16 protein-coding genes and 1 pseudogene are annotated in these 18,568 nt (G+C 57.6%); 7 read left to right on the forward strand and 10 right to left on the reverse strand.

Annotated elements, in window-relative coordinates; translation table 11 throughout:
- Genes FIU94_RS11125 through FIU94_RS11135 form a run of 3 tightly spaced genes read right to left on the reverse strand, consistent with a single transcriptional unit; the run spans position 1 to position 3,688 of the window.
- A complete protein-coding gene (locus tag FIU94_RS11125) occupies positions 1-2,199 on the reverse strand; it encodes a xanthine dehydrogenase family protein molybdopterin-binding subunit (RefSeq protein ID WP_152465864.1) in 2,199 nt (732 codons plus the stop codon).
- The gene (locus tag FIU94_RS11130; protein WP_152465865.1) at positions 2,196-3,167 is read right to left on the reverse strand and encodes a xanthine dehydrogenase family protein subunit M; all 972 of its coding nucleotides are present in this window, start codon (positions 3,165-3,167) and stop codon (positions 2,196-2,198) included. The genes FIU94_RS11125 and FIU94_RS11130 overlap by 4 nt, the downstream gene beginning before the upstream one ends.
- On the reverse strand, positions 3,164-3,688 hold the full coding sequence (locus FIU94_RS11135; protein ID WP_152465866.1) for a 2Fe-2S iron-sulfur cluster-binding protein: 525 nt from the start codon (positions 3,686-3,688) through the stop codon (positions 3,164-3,166). Before FIU94_RS11135 ends, FIU94_RS11130 begins: the two co-directional genes overlap by 4 nt.
- A gap of 516 nt (positions 3,689-4,204) precedes the next feature.
- Between FIU94_RS11135 and FIU94_RS11140 the strand changes: the two are divergent.
- From FIU94_RS11140 to FIU94_RS11165, 6 genes and pseudogenes are all read left to right on the forward strand, one after another.
- A pseudogene (locus tag FIU94_RS11140) lies at positions 4,205-5,338 on the forward strand (IS3 family transposase).
- 1,037 nt (positions 5,339-6,375) lie between these two features.
- Complete coding sequence (locus tag FIU94_RS11145; RefSeq protein ID WP_152464641.1) at positions 6,376-7,761, forward strand: IS1182 family transposase; 1,386 nt, start codon at positions 6,376-6,378, stop codon at positions 7,759-7,761.
- Positions 7,762-7,914: 153 nt separating this feature from the next.
- Positions 7,915-9,300, forward strand: a complete 1,386-nt coding sequence (locus FIU94_RS11150) for an IS1182 family transposase (RefSeq protein WP_152464641.1) — start codon at positions 7,915-7,917, stop codon at positions 9,298-9,300.
- Positions 9,301-9,682: 382 nt separating this feature from the next.
- Positions 9,683-10,054, forward strand: a complete 372-nt coding sequence (locus FIU94_RS11155) for a TIR domain-containing protein (RefSeq protein WP_152465867.1) — start codon at positions 9,683-9,685, stop codon at positions 10,052-10,054.
- A gap of 9 nt (positions 10,055-10,063) precedes the next feature.
- On the forward strand, positions 10,064-11,038 hold the full coding sequence (locus FIU94_RS11160) for a caspase family protein (protein ID WP_152465868.1): 975 nt from the start codon (positions 10,064-10,066) through the stop codon (positions 11,036-11,038).
- 1 nt (position 11,039) lies between these two features.
- Positions 11,040-11,315, forward strand: a complete 276-nt coding sequence (locus FIU94_RS11165; protein ID WP_152465869.1) for a RyR domain-containing protein — start codon at positions 11,040-11,042, stop codon at positions 11,313-11,315.
- An 84-nt stretch (positions 11,316-11,399) separates the two neighbouring features.
- On the opposite strand, the gene FIU94_RS11170 is transcribed toward FIU94_RS11165, so the two are convergent.
- From FIU94_RS11170 to FIU94_RS11200, 7 genes are all read right to left on the reverse strand, one after another.
- Positions 11,400-12,308 (reverse strand): hypothetical protein, encoded by a 909-nt coding sequence (locus FIU94_RS11170; protein ID WP_152465870.1) that lies wholly within the window; start codon positions 12,306-12,308, stop codon positions 11,400-11,402.
- Between the two features lie 3 nt (positions 12,309-12,311).
- Positions 12,312-14,153, reverse strand: coding sequence for a caspase family protein (locus tag FIU94_RS11175; RefSeq protein WP_152465871.1), 1,842 nt, complete (start codon positions 14,151-14,153; stop codon positions 12,312-12,314).
- Between the two features lie 94 nt (positions 14,154-14,247).
- Positions 14,248-15,111: an SAM-dependent methyltransferase gene (locus FIU94_RS11180; RefSeq protein ID WP_152465872.1), complete on the reverse strand. Its 864-nt coding sequence runs from the start codon at positions 15,109-15,111 to the stop codon at positions 14,248-14,250.
- Between the two features lie 565 nt (positions 15,112-15,676).
- Positions 15,677-15,949 carry a hypothetical protein gene (locus FIU94_RS11185; protein ID WP_152465873.1) on the reverse strand — a complete coding sequence of 91 codons (273 nt, stop codon included), beginning with the start codon at positions 15,947-15,949 and terminating at the stop codon, positions 15,677-15,679.
- Between the two features lie 26 nt (positions 15,950-15,975).
- Positions 15,976-16,218: a pyocin activator PrtN family protein gene (locus FIU94_RS11190; protein WP_152465874.1), complete on the reverse strand. Its 243-nt coding sequence runs from the start codon at positions 16,216-16,218 to the stop codon at positions 15,976-15,978.
- 345 nt (positions 16,219-16,563) lie between these two features.
- The gene (locus FIU94_RS11195; protein WP_152465875.1) at positions 16,564-16,989 is read right to left on the reverse strand and encodes a hypothetical protein; all 426 of its coding nucleotides are present in this window, start codon (positions 16,987-16,989) and stop codon (positions 16,564-16,566) included.
- Positions 16,986-17,438, reverse strand: a complete 453-nt coding sequence (locus FIU94_RS11200; protein WP_152465876.1) for a hypothetical protein — start codon at positions 17,436-17,438, stop codon at positions 16,986-16,988. Before FIU94_RS11200 ends, FIU94_RS11195 begins: the two co-directional genes overlap by 4 nt.
- Positions 17,439-17,780: 342 nt before the next feature.
- Between FIU94_RS11200 and FIU94_RS11205 the strand changes: the two genes are divergently transcribed.
- Complete coding sequence (locus tag FIU94_RS11205) at positions 17,781-18,554, forward strand: hypothetical protein (protein ID WP_152465877.1); 774 nt, start codon at positions 17,781-17,783, stop codon at positions 18,552-18,554.
- Positions 18,555-18,568 lie beyond the last annotated feature (14 nt).

The raw sequence follows: 18,568 nt of genomic DNA on the forward strand, positions 1-18,568 counted from the left end.
TCAGTGTCCCGCGCTGATCATTGCGGCGATGACCCTGTCCGGTGTCGCGGGAAGGTCCCTGACCCGCGCCCCGGTGGCGTGATGGATCGCGTTGATGATCGCGGCACCCGCGCCGCAGATGCCCAACTCGCCAATTCCCTTGGCCTGCATTGGCCCCGCCCAGTCGTCTCGTTCGTCGACGAAGAGCACCTCAAGGTCAGGCACATCCGCGTTCACCGGGACGTGGTAGCCAGCCAGGTCGCGATTGACGACATGGCCATCGCGGCGGTCATGGGTCAGCTCCTCGGTCAGCGCCATGCCGATGCCCCATGTCATGCCACCGTGGCATTGTGACCGAGCAGTCCGGGGATTGAGCACGCGACCGCAGGCAAAGCTGCCAAGCATGCGACGGACGCGAACCTCGCCGGTGACTTCGGAAACGGCCACTTCGGCAAAATGTGCTCCGAACGTCGCCTGTCGAACCTTCTCGAAGGCGTCGCCCGGCTCGACATGGCCGTGGCCGGTGATCTCATCGGACTTCAGAAGATCGCTGAGCGCGGTTCGGGTATTGCCGCAGGTTGCGGTGCCGTTCTGCAAGGTCAGATCACCCTCTGGACAGCCAAGTCGGTCTGCGATCTGCTGTCGGATCTCCATGGCGGCAAGCCACACGGCGGTGCCAGTGGAGGCGGCGCCAAAGCTGCCCCCGGACCCGGACCCGGGCGGGAACCGCGTGTCGCCCAGTTCGACGGTGACCTGGCCCATCGGCTGGCCCAGCAGTTCGGCGGCGATCTGTTGGAAGATCGCGTAACTGCCAGTGCCGATATCGGTCATATCGGATTGAACGGTTGCGCCGCTTTCGGAGAGCATGATTCGGGCTTCGGCCTCTATAACCATGTTTACGCGGAAGGCGGCGGCCATGCCTGTTCCAATCCACCATTCCCCGTCGCGGTGCTGACGCGGCTTGTCGGGACGAGAGCCCCATCCGAAGGCTTCAGCACCCTGTTTTAAAGCGCTTGCGAGGCGATGCGATGAGAAGGGCTTGCCGGACTCGGGGTCCTTGTCGGGGATGTTCCGCAACCGCAGCTCGACCGGGTCGATGCCACTAGAAACAGCCAGTTCGTCCATGGCGATTTCGAACGCGGTGACGCCGACGGATTCACCCGGGGCGCGGACGGACCCGGCAGCGGGGCGATGGATGCGGGCGATTTCGAGACCAAGTTTCCTGTTCGCCGCTGCATAGGCAAAATGGCTGCCTTGGATAACCGGTTCGGAAAAGTCTTCCTCCGGCAGTTGCGAGACCAGTGCTTCGTGACCGAGGCCAGAAAGCTTGCCGTCATGCGACGCCGCCAGCCGGATGCGCTGGCGCGTCTCGGACCTGCGCGTATTGACTTCGAACACCTGACGCCGATGCTGCACCACACGGACAGGTTGGCCAAGTTCTATGGATGCCAGTGCCGCAGCCACGCAGTCCGCGGATATCCCGAGCTTGGAGCCGAAACCACCGCCCACATATGCCGCGAGCAGACGCACCTTTTCGGGAGGCAGCCCGACCGAGTCGGCCAGTTCGTTCTTGTTGAACTTCAACATCTGAAGCGCGCCGCGCAGGGTCAGGGTATCGCCATCCCAGTCGGCCGTGGCCGCGTGCGGTTCCATCGCAGCCGAGGCCATCGCGGGCGTGGTGTATGTCTCGTCGATCAGGACATCTGCGTCGGCAAATGTGATATCGGGGTCACCCAGGATTGCCTGTTTGTCGTCAGGCCTTTCCGGGGTGACTTCGTCGGGGTTTACCGGCTTGACCACGCCGTCAACGGATACGATCAGCGCATGTGCGGCATGGGTTGCGGTTTCGAATGTTTCGGCAACGACCAAGGCAACCGGCTGTCCGACGTAATCGGCGTGATCCGCGCCCTGAACCGGCGCTTCATTGGCGGTCCCCTGAGCGGCGTTGCGGATCATCTTGGGATGGCTCATGATTTTTCTGACGCCCGGCATGGCCTCGACCTCGGCGAGGTTCGACAACATCACCGCGCCCGTCGCCGGGGCACGCACGAGAACACCGTGCAAGAGCCCATCCGGATCGGTTTCGGCCGCATAGGTCGCGCGGCCCGCGACTTTCAGCCATCCGTCCGGTCGGTCCTGTTCCGTCCCGAGGACGCCTTGAGACATCTCGTCAGCGCGGTGGTCTTCGAATGGCGTATCGAGTTTGAGATCGAGGGTCATTGCACAGCCTCCGTCAGGGTTGAAGACAACAGGCGGCGAACCAGGCCGGTCTTGAACTCAAGGCCCTCCAGCAGCCGCGCGTCCGAGAGCAGCAGGTCGCCCGCCTGCTGGATCAGCTGATCGTCGACCGTCTGGCCGCGCAGCATGTCCTCGATCCGTGTGTCGCGCCACGGACGGGCGCCGATGCCGCCGAAGGCGAGCGCAATGTCCTCGATCCGACCGTCACGGGCGGTGACGACGCCGGCGATTGACACGAGGGCGAAGGCATAAGATGCCCGGTCCCTGATCTTTCGATAGGACTGCAGGCCGCCGGTCGGCGCGGGCAGGACTACACCGGTTATAATATCCCCCGGCGCAAGGCTCGTTTCGATATGCGGGGTCTTGCCGGGGAGGCGGTAGAAATCGTCCAAGGGTTGCAGGTGCCGCGACCCGTCGAGCGACTCGATCTCGACCTGCGCATCGAGGACCCGCAAGGCCACGGCCATATCGGACGGGTGCAGGGCAACGCAGTCGTCGGACGTGCCCAGTATGGCGTGGTTGCGCAGCTCACCTCCGATGGCCGAACATCCACTGCCCGGCCTGCGCTTGTTACAGGGCGTGTCCGTGTCATAGAAATAAGGGCAACGCGTTCTTTGCAAGAGGTTGCCGCCAGTCGTTGCCTTGTTCCGCAACTGTCCCGAGGCCCCCGCCAGCAACGCGCGAGAGAGCACAGGGTAATTGCGTCGGACCCGCGGGTCCGCGGCGAGGTCCGAGTTGGTGACCATGGCGCCAATATGAAGGCCGCCGTCGTGATCGCGAACCTCGGACAGATCCAACCGCGAGATGTCGACAAGTGCGCTGGGCGTCACGACCTCAAGCTTCATAAGGTCGATGAGGTTGGTGCCGCCCGCAATGACAGTCCCACCCTGATGCGCGGCGCGTCTGGCGGATTGCAGATCTTCGGCGCGCATGTAATCGAACGGCTTCATTCTTCGGCCTCCCGGTGAACGGTGTCATCCTCGGCCACGCTTAGAATTGCTTTGTTGATGCCGGGGTAGCAGGAGCAGCGACAGATATTGCCGCTCATCCTCTCGGCCAGCTCTTCGCGGGTCAGGTCGAACGGGCCTTCGAGGTCGGCGCTGACATGGCTTGGCCAGCCTTTCGCAATTTCGTCGAGCACCCCGGTGGCAGAGCACAACTGGCCAGGAGTGCAATATCCGCATTGCATGCCATCGTGCCGCACGAAAGCTTGCTGAAGCGGCGACCTGCCGTCGGGTGACAGACCTTCGACGGTCGTGATTTCGTCGCCGTCATGCATGACTGCAAGGCTCAGGCAGGCATTGACCCGCGTGCCGTTCACGAGCACGGTGCAGGCACCGCACTGGCCATGATCGCAGCCCTTCTTGCTTCCCGTCAGGTTCAGGTGATCGCGCAACGCATCCAACAGCGTGACACGTGGATCGAGATCGAGCGCGTGATGCCGACCGTTCACGGTCAGATTTGTGTTCATTGTGTCATCCTTCATGAAGTTAGATAGCAAACGACCGAGAGAGCGTGATGTTCCGTTTTGTTTTTCGCGAAGCATCAACATTGGCGGACGCTATTGGTGCTTTCGGCACGAGGTCCGCACGGCGGTCATCCACGGTGGCTGGCCCTGATCGTGTCCGTAAACAGGTCATCGAGTAGGGCGGCGAGGCGTTGCTCGAATTTGCACCCCGAAGTCCGACCCCTTTTTCGGGCTCGGGCATGCCACCTTACCGGCGGCCAAGAGGAAACGGGGCGTGACCCTCTGGTTCAACCGGTCCGGTCCGTGGCCCAATCCGACGTACATGCCCATGCTGAACTGGTTGTGGTCAAGGCGACAACTGCGCCCATGGCGCCGGAGCTTAACATATTTCAGTAGCCGTGGTGCGAGCAGCGCCCCTGCGGGGTGAGGAAATTAGGTAATGACAGACGAAGCCTTCTGAGGTGCCCCTAGATTTCTGGACGCTCTGCTTGGTAGTTTTGGACCCAAGGAGAGCGATGGATGTCAGCGCAAAATCGGTTCAGCGACGAGGTCAAGAAGGATGCGGTCAGCCAGGTTGTGGATCGGGGCTATCCGGTCGTCGGGGTGGCTGAACGCCTCGGGGTGAGCACGAAGTCGATCTACACGTGGAAGGCGCAGTTCTCGCGGCCGGGCAAGGCTCGGGAACGTGAGGACGAACAAGCTGCGGAGATCCGCCGGTTGAAGCGGGAACTGGCGCGGGTCACCGAAGAGCGCGACATCCTAAATTGAAGCCGGGTCAGAAAAGGCCTCAGTGGGGCGCATCGCGCGAAGTACGCCGTCCGGGCCATGTGCCGGGTGCTGCGGGTTCATTTCTCCGGCTTCTACGCATGGCTTAAGGAACCGTTAAGCCACCGTGCGCAGCAGGATGCGCGCCAGACCGAGCTGATCCGATGGGCCTGGGCGGACAGCGGCAAGGTGTATGGCTATCGCAAGTTGACGGACGATCTGCGTGATCAGGGCGAACAAATTTCAGAGAATCGTGTGGCGCGCCTGGCGTCTCTGGCCGGGATCTCTGCCCAGGTGGGCTACAGGCGCCGTCCGGGCCGATACGGCGGCAAACCTGCGGTGGTTGCCGAGAACAGGCTGGAGCGAAAGTTCAGAACGACCGCACCCGATCAGGTCTGGGTAACCGACATCACCTACATCAATACCCACGAAGGTTGGCTGTATCTGTGTGTCGTCATCGACCTGTTCTCGCGTCGTGTGGTCGGCTGGTCTGCACAATCCCGCATGACCACGGACCTCGCCCTGCAAGCCCTGTTGATGGCCGTCTGGCGACGAAAGTCCGCCGGCCAAGTCATGGTGCATTCCGATCAAGGTTCCCGGTTCACCAGCCGGGAGTGGCAGACGTTTCTCTGCCAGCACCATCTGGAACCCGGCATGAGCCGGCGCGGGAACTGCCACGACAATGCCGTGGCAGAAAGCTTCTTCCAGCTCTTGAAGCGCGAGCGGATCAGGCGGAAAACCTGTCCAACCCGCGATGACGCGCGGCGGGACGTGCTCGAATACATCGATCTGTTCTACAACCCGAAACGCAAGCACAAGAGCAACGGCATGCTGTCGCCCGTTGACTTCGAAACCAGACAGCAGAAACTGAGCGAGGCAGGCGTCTAGGAAACCAAACCAGGGGCTATTCAGAGTACATGTCTTCAACCAGGTCAACTGCTGCACCGCAGAGCGACCGAGGTGGCTTTGTTTTGAAAGCCGTGCTGAGATCGCATCGGCGACCGTCGTTTCACTGGACGCAAATGCTTCGACACCGCCGATTTCGATCTCGGCCAGCTTCTTTTTCTTCCATTTCCGAGCCAGGGCGAGTTTCGAGAACGTCTGGGTGACGTTCGCAGTCTGCCCGGCACTCGTCTTCCGGATCTGGACGCGGTAAGATATGCGGCCGTCGATGCCGGTGAATTCCCGGATGTTGGGTTCTATGGCGCGAGACTTCGCATCCTGTTTGCGTCGCCCTTCCATCTTCGGACCAGGGTTCTTTTCCCGGATGGGCTGGGGTGATACGTCGTTCTTCGGTGGTTGCGTGTGGACTTCTTGGCGCGATGGGGTGGATACGCCGTCTTGAGCGAGCGGAAAGGTGAAGATTTTGGCAGACACGTTCGAGCTTCCTATGTTGATCGCGAGCGGAAGGTGGGTTCGAGTTCCGGCGCCCGGAAATCGGGCGGGCAGGAGCGTGTCGGCGGACCCCTTGACCGTGCTGCGGGCCGTTCTGAGAAAATGCTACGCCGTAGCAACTCGGCCTGCGAAACCGGGAAGAACCCGGCAAAACCCAGAAACATACGGTGATCTCGAGAGGTCTCGGGGACACCGGGATTGCAAAAAATGTTATTGAAATCAGATGTTTGCAAAGCTGCCCGCCTGTCCGTCGCCCCGATGATGGATGGCGTCGATAGGGCCTGAGACACCATATTTTATTGGCTATTTTGACAGGCACGAAATTTGTTGCACCAAATGTTGTTCCTTACCCAATGTAATCAAACTCGCTTCCTTTAGGCGATAGTGCAAATCATGACATTCAGGCCTTTGTTGAAAACCCATGGGGACCTTTTCAGACGGCATTCACGGGCCTATTTTGTTGAAAAACTCACGCTTGATCGATGGGCATCCTGCTGATTCAATTCCGACATTGGGCGGGAGGAATGGCGATGATGGGACCGAGGCAGGAAGCGCAGCCGGCGTTGTTCTACGAGTTCTCGCTGGAAGATCACGTCCCGCAAGATCACCTGCTTCGGTCCATCGACCGCTTCGTCGACCTGAGCAGTATCCGTGCCCATCTTGCAGAGTTCTACAGTCACACGGGCCGCCCCTCGGTCGATCCCGAGTTGCTGATCCGGATGCTGCTGGTCGGCTATTGCTTCGGCATCCGGTCGGAGCGGCGGCTGTGCGAAGAGGTGCATTTGAACCTGGCATATCGCTGGTTTTGCCGCCTCGACCTCGCCGACCGAGTTCCCGATCACTCGACATTTTCCAAGAATAGACACGGGCGGTTCCGGGACAGCGAGTTGCTGCGCCATCTGTTCGAGGTGACGGTCGCACGGTGCATCGCTGAGGGCCTGGTCAGCGGGCAGCGCATGGCGGTCGACGCAAGTCTGATCGAAGCGGATGCCAACAAGCAGAACTCGACGCCGAAAGAGGATTGGGACGCCGGGCAGATCGACCCTGCCGACGCGCCCCGGGCCGTCCGTGAGTATCTGGAGACCCTGGACGAAGTCGCCTTTGGCGCGGCCAGCGAGGTGCAGCCCAAGTTTACCTCGCATTCCGACCCGGCCAGCCAGTGGACGGCGGCCCGTAAAGGTCCGGCTTTCTTCAGCTATTCCGACAATTACCTGATCGATACGGACCATGGCGTGATTGTGGACGTGGAGGCCACGAGGTCGATCCGTCAGGCCGAGGTCGGATCGACGAAGACCATGCTTGAGCGGGTGAAGGCCAAGTTCGACTTGCACCCAGAGCGCCTGATCGCGGACACGGCCTATGGCACCGCGCCGATGTTAGGATGGCTGGTTGACCGCAAAATTGCCCCGCACATCCCTGTCTTCGACAAGTCGGGGCGCAGCGACGGGACCTGGACCCGGGCCGACTTTGAGTGGGATGCCGAGAACAATCAATACATCTGCCCGGAAGGCCACGAACTGAAGCAATTCCGCCGGAACTACTCCGATCCGAACCGCGGGCCGACCGGCAAGGGCGTCGCCAAATACCGGTGCCTGAAGCACACCTGCCAGGCCTGCCCCTCGAAGTCGCGTTGCTGTCCCAACATGGACTTCCGGTCGATCACCCGCGAGGAACATGAAGACGCCCGCCAGGTTGCCCGCGACATTGCGAAAACCGAGCAATACGTGATCTCGATGAAGCTGAGGAAGAAGGTCGAAATGCTATTCGCCCACCTCAAGCGCATCCTCGGCCTGAACAGGCTCCGATTACGTGGTCCATGCGGGGCAAAGGACGAATTCCTCCTCGCCGCCACCGCCCAAAACCTCAGGAAACTGGCCAAGATATTTCCTGCACCGCAGCAAGTGCGGACAGCCTGACAGGTAAGGCGCTTGCGCCGCTTTCGGATGCCAGAATTCTGCGCTCGCGAACGGGTGTTTTTCCACAGAATGGGCGTATTTTGTTGAAAAACTCACGCTTGATCGATGGGCATCCTGCTGATTCAATTCCGACATTGGGCGGGAGGAATGGCGATGATGGGACCGAGGCAGGAAGCGCAGCCGGCGTTGTTCTACGAGTTCTCGCTGGAAGATCACGTCCCGCAAGATCACCTGCTTCGGTCCATCGACCGCTTCGTCGACCTGAGCAGTATCCGTGCCCATCTTGCAGAGTTCTACAGTCACACGGGCCGCCCCTCGGTCGATCCCGAGTTGCTGATCCGGATGCTGCTGGTCGGCTATTGCTTCGGCATCCGGTCGGAGCGGCGGCTGTGCGAAGAGGTGCATTTGAACCTGGCATATCGCTGGTTTTGCCGCCTCGACCTCGCCGACCGAGTTCCCGATCACTCGACATTTTCCAAGAATAGACACGGGCGGTTCCGGGACAGCGAGTTGCTGCGCCATCTGTTCGAGGTGACGGTCGCACGGTGCATCGCTGAGGGCCTGGTCAGCGGGCAGCGCATGGCGGTCGACGCAAGTCTGATCGAAGCGGATGCCAACAAGCAGAACTCGACGCCGAAAGAGGATTGGGACGCCGGGCAGATCGACCCTGCCGACGCGCCCCGGGCCGTCCGTGAGTATCTGGAGACCCTGGACGAAGTCGCCTTTGGCGCGGCCAGCGAGGTGCAGCCCAAGTTTACCTCGCATTCCGACCCGGCCAGCCAGTGGACGGCGGCCCGTAAAGGTCCGGCTTTCTTCAGCTATTCCGACAATTACCTGATCGATACGGACCATGGCGTGATTGTGGACGTGGAGGCCACGAGGTCGATCCGTCAGGCCGAGGTCGGATCGACGAAGACCATGCTTGAGCGGGTGAAGGCCAAGTTCGACTTGCACCCAGAGCGCCTGATCGCGGACACGGCCTATGGCACCGCGCCGATGTTAGGATGGCTGGTTGACCGCAAAATTGCCCCGCACATCCCTGTCTTCGACAAGTCGGGGCGCAGCGACGGGACCTGGACCCGGGCCGACTTTGAGTGGGATGCCGAGAACAATCAATACATCTGCCCGGAAGGCCACGAACTGAAGCAATTCCGCCGGAACTACTCCGATCCGAACCGCGGGCCGACCGGCAAGGGCGTCGCCAAATACCGGTGCCTGAAGCACACCTGCCAGGCCTGCCCCTCGAAGTCGCGTTGCTGTCCCAACATGGACTTCCGGTCGATCACCCGCGAGGAACATGAAGACGCCCGCCAGGTTGCCCGCGACATTGCGAAAACCGAGCAATACGTGATCTCGATGAAGCTGAGGAAGAAGGTCGAAATGCTATTCGCCCACCTCAAGCGCATCCTCGGCCTGAACAGGCTCCGATTACGTGGTCCATGCGGGGCAAAGGACGAATTCCTCCTCGCCGCCACCGCCCAAAACCTCAGGAAACTGGCCAAGATATTTCCTGCACCGCAGCAAGTGCGGACAGCCTGACAGGTAAGGCGCTTGCGCCGCTTTCGGATGCCAGAATTCTGCGCTCGCGAACGGGTGTTTTTCCACAGAATGGGCGGTTAGCTGCCCTTCGCTGCAGACGCGAGCGGATCTCTTGTCACGCCGGAAGCTAACATTCAGCCCCAATGCCAAGCCAACGCCTGACCGACCTACATGACAGGTTGAAAGCGGTCGCTCATTGCGCTTTCCAAGAAAGTCGGCGGCGCGCAAAAAGTGCTCACATCAAGTAGATTCAGAAAAAATTGATTTGCCCCCCCTTGAATCGTCTATGGCGAGGCCCAATATATTCTACCATATATTGTTCCTTCAGCTTGATCTTGTGCGAGAGTCGGAGTTGAGAGGAACGCCAAGTAGCGAGGGAATAATGGCTGATAAAAAGACGATTTTCGTAGCATTTGCGATTGAGGACAAAGCGTGCCGTGACCTGCTGAAAGGTCAGTCGCTTCAGACTGACTCGCCTTTCGAGTACGTCGATATGTCAGTGAAGGAGCCGTACGACACCGGCTGGAAGGATCGCGTACGGACCCGGATCAAGCGTTCGGACGGAGTGATCGTGCTGGCAAGCAAGAACTCGCTAACGTCTACTGGGCAAAAGTGGGAGATCGCCTGCGCAAAGGAGGAGAAGGTCCCGCTGCGCGGCTTCTGGTGCTATAAGGACGATCGGACCGATCTCGTTGGCGTCAATACGAAGGTCTGGACTTGGGACAATGTTGCTGCCTTTATCGATAGCCTCTGAGGAGTGGGCATGCGGAAAGCACTGGTCGTCGGGGTCGATTACTACGACCACATCAAAGCGCTCCACGGCTGCGTCAACGACGCCCACAGCGTCAAGTCGATGCTGGATCGGGACTCAGACGGTTCGGTCAATTTCCACGTGAAGATCCTGACGGCGACCGGTCCAGGTCAGTTGGTCCCGCGCAAGAAGCTTCGTGAAGCTATTCAGGAACTCTTCCAGGATAAGCATGAAATTGCCCTGCTGTACTTCGCTGGCCACGGGTACGTTGAGGCGACCGGTGGGTACCTCTGCCCCTCTGACTGCGAGACAGGCGACGATGGCATTCCTCTGGCCGAGATAATGACGATGGCGAACAAGTCGCCGTCCGAGAACAAGATGATCATCCTCGATAGCTGTCATAGTGGTGTCGCGGCAATGAACCCGCTTGTGCCGGTCGCGGAGATTAGCGAAGGTGTAACCGTGCTGACGGCATCAACTGCCGAACAATACGCCGACGAGTCGAATGGTTCAGGAATCTTCACAACTTTGCTGGTCGATGCCCTAAGCGGCGCTGCTGCGAATTTGGTCGGAGACGTGACGCCCGGCAGTGTATATGCCCACATTGATCAATCTCTCGGCGCGTGGAAGCAACGCCCTGTCTTTAAGACCAACGTTACGACTTTTGTGTCACTCCGTAAGGTGCGCCCACCTATCGCACTTGGAGAACTGCTACAACTGGCGGAATTCTTCCCTGAGCCGGGCTATGAATACCAGCTCGACCCGAGCTATGAGCCCCATCGATCAGGGGCGGAGGGACCTGATGTCCCGTCTCCCAATCCCGAGAAAACGGAGATCTTGCGGATTCTTCAGAACTACGTCCGGGTGAACCTTGTGGTCCCTGTCGGTGCCCCGCACATGTGGCACGCTACCATGGAGAGTAAGACCTGCACACTAACCGCACTCGGCGAACACTACCGCCGTCTGGTCGCAGAAGATATGATTTAGGATGGATCGACAGCAGATAACTACGCGACTCGACGACATTATCGACGAGCTCGCGGACATTGAGCATGAGCGCTGGGCGCATTGGCAGCGCTATATGCACGGCAAATGCGAACATCGGCCGGATGGGGCGCTTGTGATCCCGCCTAATCTGGTTACGAAGTGGGAGCGGCAGATCGCCACGCCGTACTTTGAGCTGTCCGAAAAAGAGAAGGAGAGTGATCGGGAGCAAGTTCGGAAATACCTTCTAACTATCGTGGATGCACTTTCCGATCCGTGACCGCGTTTGTTATGTCTTTTGTTAGCTCCGCCTTGCGGTCTATGCTTAATGAATGCCGAGGTTAGACTGGCTCATTCTGCACGGTCATTTTAGCCCTGCGTAGATAGCTTCTGCAATCTCGGAATGTGCGAGGTATCGCTGGATCGAATGGGCATCCTCGTGTCCGTTTTCAAGTTTCGGATAATTGACGATCTCCGCAGGGCCGAAACTGTTCTTGTCAAGACTGGGTCGAAGTGCCACGAAATCCTCCGGATCGGCACCATTAACCCATCGCGCAGCAACAGGAGGCGTCATCCGGGGATGACCTACGCGGTTGCGCACGATGTCTATACCGAGCGGTGAGCCAAGCGTGACGAAAACCGGCAACTTGTTATCCCCTATCATCCCGCGCAGCAGCACGTAGCTGACGATAGTGCCGAGCGAATGGCCGATGACGACGGTCCGGTCAAGCGGATCCAGGTCGCCGAAAACCTGTTCATTCACCATTTCGTTGATCTGATCGAAAACCCCTGGCTTGTTAAGATAGGTCGCGGCCTGCGCGAGGAACTTGCGAGCCAGCCCGTCAGCGGCCGAGGGAATGACCTTTTCAAGCGTGAGGGCGATGGCCTTGAGCCATTTCTTATGGATGCCGGCAGCCATGCGCGTCGCCGCCGCGAGCTCGTCGCCGGGGTTAAGTTCCTGTGCCACGCGATCATCGCCTATGCCGTACGCCCGCTGTAGAGCGAGGTAGAGTGCCGCAACGTCGTCCTCCGCGTAATCTGCGTTGGGAGAGTCCACACTCATTCGGGTGCCGGCAGCCTCCATCTCGTCCCAGTCCGCCGTTTCCCGCGCCAGCGTCTTAGCATAGTAGGCGGTGCGAACCTCCACTTCGTTCCACCATGGGTCGGCGCGCGACCCGATCGATTGTCGCAGCGCCCCGCACCATAACTTGGTGATGTCTTCGCGGGTACGGCTCTCATTGTTGATGCCGTGAATGAAAATCAGACGTCGCATGGACTAAATCCCCTCTCTGGTCAAATCACGGATAACATACGAAAAATGCTCTTGAATGGTGGGCATGGCGCTGTCGGGCAAGACAACGGCGGAGTAGCCCTCGGTCATATGCGCCAGTTGTCGCAAGACGTCCGGCATGCTGCTGTAGGAAAGCTCGGCCATCCGGCGCCAACCCTGCCGGAACACCGGGAACAGCGTGTTGACCGGCACGTTTGACCTCGCTTCCATCTCCGTATTCGCGAAATCGGGACGCAGTGGGTCGTCGTCGCGCTCCACCGCGGGCAGGTCGGCATGTATCTCCCAGCCGTTTTTGCCATACGACCACCGCAAATCCGTCGCCGAGAGACATGCCAGATCGCAGGTCAGGAAACCGACCTGGGCCATGTAGTGCGCGGTGCGGACGATGTTTTCGGTATCGCCAACCATGTGATAGATATACCCTGCCTGATCGGCATGCAGCGGCTGACGTTCCTTGCCAAAGCGCAACTGATCAGCGGCGCGGATCTCGTCTTTCATGCGGCGGTGTTCCCGCCGACTGGTGGCGGCGGAGGAACTGAGCGTGCTGTCCCAATCCGTCTCGCGCATCTCGTCCCGAGTGTTGACCAAAACGTCGCCGGGGTTCTGCGGCTGCAACACCGTCACACTGTAAGGATAGACTGGGGCGAGCGTCCAGTAATCGCGCTGCCTGACGAAAATCTGCGGTGCCGGGTGGGCGTTTTCGGGCAGGAACTTCCAGCGGTACGCATCAACCGCCAAGTGTTGTGCCGCCGTTTCCGGAAGGGCGACCCGTTCATCGAATTCGGAGACGACCGCGCCTGCGCGGCGCGGGCTGACACCCAGCTTGTCCATAAGATGGGCACCGCGGCCGATCGCATAGCCAAAGTTACTCGACCGTCTTTCAGCGGGTGCGAGGCCAAGAGCGGAGATATCGCGGACCATGCGTTTGCCGATTGCCGGGTGGTGTAGCCCTTTGGTGAAGTTCGTTGCGAAGGCAGTGCCGCCGGTGGGGTCTTTATCATTGCCCGCCGGTGCCGGGGGTATCAGGTCGTAGAAGTTAAAGTCGCGCCGCAGACCGCTGATAGTGTCAGGCGTCATCTTCTCGTTGTATTTCTTCGCCCTTTTTGGGACTTCGTCGTCGAGATAGGTAGCCAATTTCTGGTTGTCGATGACCGTACCGAAGGCGTGAGAAGCGTCGATCACACTGGGCACACCGCCTTCAAGCGCCTCGCACAGAACATCGGAAAACAGGCACGAAGCGCGCCCTCCCGCGACTGCGGCGGGCTGATACGCAAAATCGCCCAGGGTCGTGGCAAGGAACATGTCCGTGTCCATCGGGTTGACCTTTGCGGCGGACGTTAGGATCGGATCGCCGATAAAACTGATTGCGTCACGGCTGGTGTCGCGGCACGCATCTGCGATGATGCAAAGCTGTCCCTTCTTCAGATGGGGATTGGAAGCACCGATGCTGTAGCGCTTCAACCCGTCGATGAAGGGCATCAAATCGACGCCCTCTCGCCGATCCTGTGCAGCATTGGTCAGCAGCCAAAACTGATCGGTGGCTGATCGCACGAGGCCGTGACCGGCGAAATAGACCACCAGTCGGTCGATAAACGTGGTCGCAAGCAACGCGTCGATCTCCTTGCGCAACCGATCTACCGTGACGGGCTTGTTGGCTGCATCGGTGATCTCGAGCACCTTATAGTTTCGACCCGGCGCAGGATCCTTTGCCCAGTTAGCCAGCCTCGCAGCACTGGTTAGTGTGCCCGGCAACTGCGCGTAGGCGCCCGCGTAGTCAGAGACGGCTATAACAATCATTGCCTTGCGGATCGTTGGAACGGCGGGCATCTCGAAATTCCTAAGACTTTGTATCGGATACGCAAAGCTTACCCAAGATAGTGTAAGATCGCTACAGGGAACTGGAAACCAAGGGCGTAGTGCTTCAACACAAATCAGCCTTTAGCGCGGAGTAAAGGGCAACGATCTCCGTCTTCGCGATTGAAGCTTGGCCCGCCGTTCTCACCTTAGCTTCAGAAAAATCGATCGCGCGGAAGGACGCAAGTAACTCCTCAGCAGATTCAATCGCGCGTAGAAAATAGTGCGTGTTCTCGTTAACATCGTGAACGTTCGTCTTAACAGCACCTGCACGAGAGCCAACTCGCCGAACAGCAAAGTCTGCCTCTTCGCGGGTAACGAATTTGAAATCCCGATGGACAATCGGCAATTCAACTTTAGGTCGCAGATCCGCACCTCGCCGCCAAACCTGGAAGACGCAATCAACAGGGTGGCTCTTACCCTCGAACATAAAACTATCCCGCTCAAGCACACGTTGATTAAGTAAATGAAATTGAGGATCGAGGCGGTTTTGTATGCTGATCTTCTCAAATGTGCGCGGAACGATGAACGCTATTTGATCGGCGAATGTTGCCGCGTGATTGAAAAACTGGATTGCGAGGCAGCAGCTCCTTCCAAACGGGGGGTTGCCGATTACGATGGCAGGCTTGCTACGCACCAGTTTCAAGAAGTCTTTTCGCGCAATCCTTGGGTCTTCTGGCAGGAGGTCATAGGCCAGCGTGCGCGAAGGCAAGAAGTCGAGGAACGCGCCTGCGCCAGCGCTCGGCTCCAGGAGGTCAGTTTTCGTAGTATTCAAAACTATACCAGTCCAACTTTCAAAGTCGTCTACACACTGGCGTGCTACCTCCGGCTTTGTGTAAAACTTATCAAGATTTCGCGACAGCTCTTTACTGCTGATCGGGAGATCAAACGGGGCGGGTATAAATGATTTTTGCTTCTGAAAGATGGACATGGAGAGGACTTGGGTCCATGTCGTTCTGGGCGGAAATCTGATAATGCAGTTAAATGCGACCTGCCAAGAGGACTGCGCCAATGAACTTATTCGAGATGTTGATATCGGCTGGGAGTGTCGTTATCGCAGTCTGCGGCCTTTGGTATGTTCGAAAAATTGTCCGTACGAGCGGGCGGGATCGCCCCAATAATCCAGAGCGCGTTCGGCGTTTGGTTGAGAGAACAAAACGTTGGCGTAGTTGATTTTAGGGTGTTCTTCGATCATTGTAGGTACGCATAATAAGCTTATGGCATACGTGATGTGCGACGCTCCCAGCGCATACCGTCGCAGATGGATAGATTTTCAGTCTTGTCCCAAATTGCGGAAACGGTCCGCGGCCCGTCCATAGGAGGCCGCGGTGCAGCTTTCGCAATTTGCAGATAATACACCTTGGGCTCGGAACTGCCGTTTGCTGCCGGATCCGCAAAGATCCGTTGAGGGCCGTTACTAATCGCGGAGAAGGTTATTTTCGGTCACGAAGTTTTCGAGGGACAAGAGGTTTTGCCTGTTGCCGACCAGAAGAATCTTAAGCTTTAAGGGGGCTTGCGCCGTCCAAGTTGAGTTCCGCCGAGGAGTTCATTGCCTCTCGCGCCAAATCACGTCGACTATCAATTAGATCAGCGATCCATGGAAGAGGTACACCAAACGTTTTTAATCTTTTGGGGTTTTCCCTCAAAGGGCAAATTTCTCCAGATTTCAGCTGTTTCAAGAAACTGGTCGGAGCCACGCCAAACAGATCTTTTGCGACCATTTGAAATGGTAAGGTTTCTCTCGGACCGTATTGCGCAATCAAAATCATGAGAGTCGTCATTTACCCATGTCCCCTCAAAGCCGCTTGCTCGCGTCGCCACGCCTTGAGTCGATGTACTCAACAAGGTCCAGGATATGCACGCCCCTTGGGCTTTTTTGGCTGTTGCTCATCTGTATGACCGGTATGCAAATCTCTTTCCGGTTCACCATTTCGAAGAACTTTGACTTCGAAAGCCCGAAAAAATCCCGAGCTACATCTTCGGCGGGGATAATCGGTTTAGGGCCATACTGACTCATAATCATGAAAACTGTGTTCATACTTTTCTCTTCCGTGAATGTTAAACGCCGTCAATGCGCCTACGAAGGAAGTGGGTGCGGATTACTTGCTGAGGTGTCATCTGTGATTAAGGTTCGATATCTCTATCCGGGAGGGGTCTTTTGTCGGCAATGGCTGATCTCGACGTTGATCTTTCTTTCATGATCGACCTCGACATCAGCCTTTACGGGGGTTGAGAGCAATTGTTCGGCTTCAAAGGTCAAAAGCATGCCTACAGGAGCAGCAGAGAGGGGGGTAGGCATGCTCGGTCACCGTAGTCTAAGCGATGACCGTGGGCGTCTACGCCCTCAAGAGTGCAGTGCCAAAAAATGCGGCACCGCAAAATTTCATGCCCCGCTCAAGTCTTCGATCAGACGCTCAGCCTCAACTGAATCGATCAGTTCAGCGATAATTTCGAATAAATCAATAAAATGTCCGACTGCCACCGCGAGTGTTCGAGCATGTGCATCGAAAATACGCTGTTCGTGGCCTCCATGGACATTGTATTCGTCCGGGACCCAAATCGTCTCAATACCCTTTTCGATCTCGATCCGAAGAAACTCAATCAGTGCGCCGAGCTCATCCAAGAAATCTTCTGAGAGGAAGGTGCTTGCTGTGAGACCACGTCTCACGGTGACAGCGAGCGAACGCCGGTGCGGTGCAAGTTCAGGGATCACAATATCAAACAACTGATCGCGGACGATCCGTGCTTGAATGACTGCATCGGCCGTCAAAGCCAAAACAAACTCGCGGTGGGAAAGTTCTTCGATCATTGTGTGCCTCCGATAGCAGGGATCGCAAAGGGGGAACCGCGGTGAGAGCCACATTGGGTGCACACCGCAGCGATGTCAGGAGAGTCGATTGCAATGTTGAGAGCTTCCCGCAGACCATCCGCGAGCATGCAGATGTCTTCGACAATCGGTTCGTCCGGGGCAATCGAGGCGAACAGCCCAGCCTCAATGCTGTCTGGGTCATCTACATTCTGAAGGAACAGAAGGTTCTCCAGCCGAATCAGACGCCGCAATGTCTGCTGCGACGGCACCGGCTCCGCCTGCAGTGCTTTCATGATGTCGGCAACGAGAGTTACCGCTATATCTCCACCCAGCAATTCTGCCGCAATGCGAAGCGATTGGCCATGGTTTAGGAAAAAACGGTGGACGGTCGTATTTGGTTGTTTGGCTTGCGACGTTGGCTTGAGTAACCAAGGGGTGGCGATGTTCATTATTGTTCTCCAGCAGTCACTGGGAAGGTGTCCCAGCTTTCAAGATCTCTCAGCTGCCGGCTGCGCGATCATTCCGTTCGCGGTCTCGCAAAGAAGACCGCGAACGGAATGAATGCGCAGCAATCCTACTCTCAGGGCCCCTCCTCACATTTTCATCGGTCAGTTTTTCGTCGTCGAGCTCGGTCCGCATGCAGTCTTTGAAATGAATAGAACTATCGAAGAGACACTGGATTGGATTTTTTTTGCGAAAGTGAGCTCCGCCATTTCCGCTGATAGCGCGACGACTCCATCTGTTTAAGAGAGGCGGCTGCGCCCGCCTATTCAAAAACAAAGGATTCAACGATGCTCGCTCTCCCAATTGCCTTGCCTGTCACGCTCGAAGGACAAGTCAGTCTCGAAAGCGCGAAGATGAAGCGCGAAGTGGACACTGCACTCCCTGCAAAATTTCGTTCATCGATGGCTGGTCTGAAACTAAATCTCTGGGGCACGTTTCAATTCAACACGGACGATCAGTTTGAAAAGTTCTCTCTCTCTCCCGATAGATTATCAAAAACATCCTTCCCATTGGAGTTCGATAGTAGAACCTTCTCGCATGCAAAAAATTGTTTAGAACGTAAGGCGATTGCCGCTTGGTTAGATATCGCGGTCCAGAGACGCATCCGTTGGGGGCGCGAACTCGCCCATTTGTCCGACGAGGAACTCGAAAACCGATCATTTAATTACTTGGTTGAAGACTTTACAATCGCCTACGAGCACCTGCCATTACAAGAGGCGTTCCTCTTCCGCCTGCGTAAAGCAGAGCGTGACCTGCGCCAGATTGCCCATTCAAATCATGATAAATTTAATGCTATCAAAAAGGCTAAACCTCTTCGAGTACTGCTGGATAATGAAAGAGTGTGGGCTGAGAAGTGGGCGGATACAGCCAATGAAGATGATGTTAAATTGGACTACTATGGCGCTGACAAAATTCCTGAAGCTGTTCATCCAATCTATGCCTATCGCCGCTATCATATGGATAGGCAGGAGGGCTTCCCACTTTTCAATCTCTGGGGCGAACCTATGAGTAGCGGTGGGCAGGCTAAGGGCGCATCAAAGGCGGCAACCCGAGGAGCATAGCCTTTTCAACGAGC

The organism is Sulfitobacter sp. THAF37, from assembly GCF_009363555.1.
Taxonomy (GTDB): domain Bacteria; phylum Pseudomonadota; class Alphaproteobacteria; order Rhodobacterales; family Rhodobacteraceae; genus Sulfitobacter.

Excerpts from the sequence above, each read along its gene's own strand:
- FIU94_RS11190 (WP_152465874.1), bottom strand. The coding sequence starts at position 16,218 with ATGAACACAGTTTTCATGATTATGAGTCAGTATGGCCCTAAACCGATT.
- FIU94_RS11145 (WP_152464641.1), top strand. The coding sequence starts at position 6,376 with ATGATGGGACCGAGGCAGGAAGCGCAGCCGGCGTTGTTCTACGAGTTC.
- FIU94_RS11200 (WP_152465876.1), bottom strand. The coding sequence starts at position 17,438 with ATGAACATCGCCACCCCTTGGTTACTCAAGCCAACGTCGCAAGCCAAA.
- FIU94_RS11135 (WP_152465866.1), bottom strand. The coding sequence starts at position 3,688 with ATGAACACAAATCTGACCGTGAACGGTCGGCATCACGCGCTCGATCTC.
- FIU94_RS11170 (WP_152465870.1), bottom strand. The coding sequence starts at position 12,308 with ATGCGACGTCTGATTTTCATTCACGGCATCAACAATGAGAGCCGTACC.
- FIU94_RS11155 (WP_152465867.1), top strand. The coding sequence starts at position 9,683 with ATGGCTGATAAAAAGACGATTTTCGTAGCATTTGCGATTGAGGACAAA.
- FIU94_RS11185 (WP_152465873.1), bottom strand. The coding sequence starts at position 15,949 with ATGATTTTGATTGCGCAATACGGTCCGAGAGAAACCTTACCATTTCAA.
- FIU94_RS11150 (WP_152464641.1), top strand. The coding sequence starts at position 7,915 with ATGATGGGACCGAGGCAGGAAGCGCAGCCGGCGTTGTTCTACGAGTTC.
- FIU94_RS11160 (WP_152465868.1), top strand. The coding sequence starts at position 10,064 with ATGCGGAAAGCACTGGTCGTCGGGGTCGATTACTACGACCACATCAAA.
- FIU94_RS11165 (WP_152465869.1), top strand. The coding sequence starts at position 11,040 with ATGGATCGACAGCAGATAACTACGCGACTCGACGACATTATCGACGAG.
- FIU94_RS11130 (WP_152465865.1), bottom strand. The coding sequence starts at position 3,167 with ATGAAGCCGTTCGATTACATGCGCGCCGAAGATCTGCAATCCGCCAGA.
- FIU94_RS11205 (WP_152465877.1), top strand. The coding sequence starts at position 17,781 with ATGCTCGCTCTCCCAATTGCCTTGCCTGTCACGCTCGAAGGACAAGTC.
- FIU94_RS11125 (WP_152465864.1), bottom strand. The coding sequence starts at position 2,199 with ATGACCCTCGATCTCAAACTCGATACGCCATTCGAAGACCACCGCGCT.
- FIU94_RS11180 (WP_152465872.1), bottom strand. The coding sequence starts at position 15,111 with ATGTCCATCTTTCAGAAGCAAAAATCATTTATACCCGCCCCGTTTGAT.
- FIU94_RS11175 (WP_152465871.1), bottom strand. The coding sequence starts at position 14,153 with ATGCCCGCCGTTCCAACGATCCGCAAGGCAATGATTGTTATAGCCGTC.
- FIU94_RS11195 (WP_152465875.1), bottom strand. The coding sequence starts at position 16,989 with ATGATCGAAGAACTTTCCCACCGCGAGTTTGTTTTGGCTTTGACGGCC.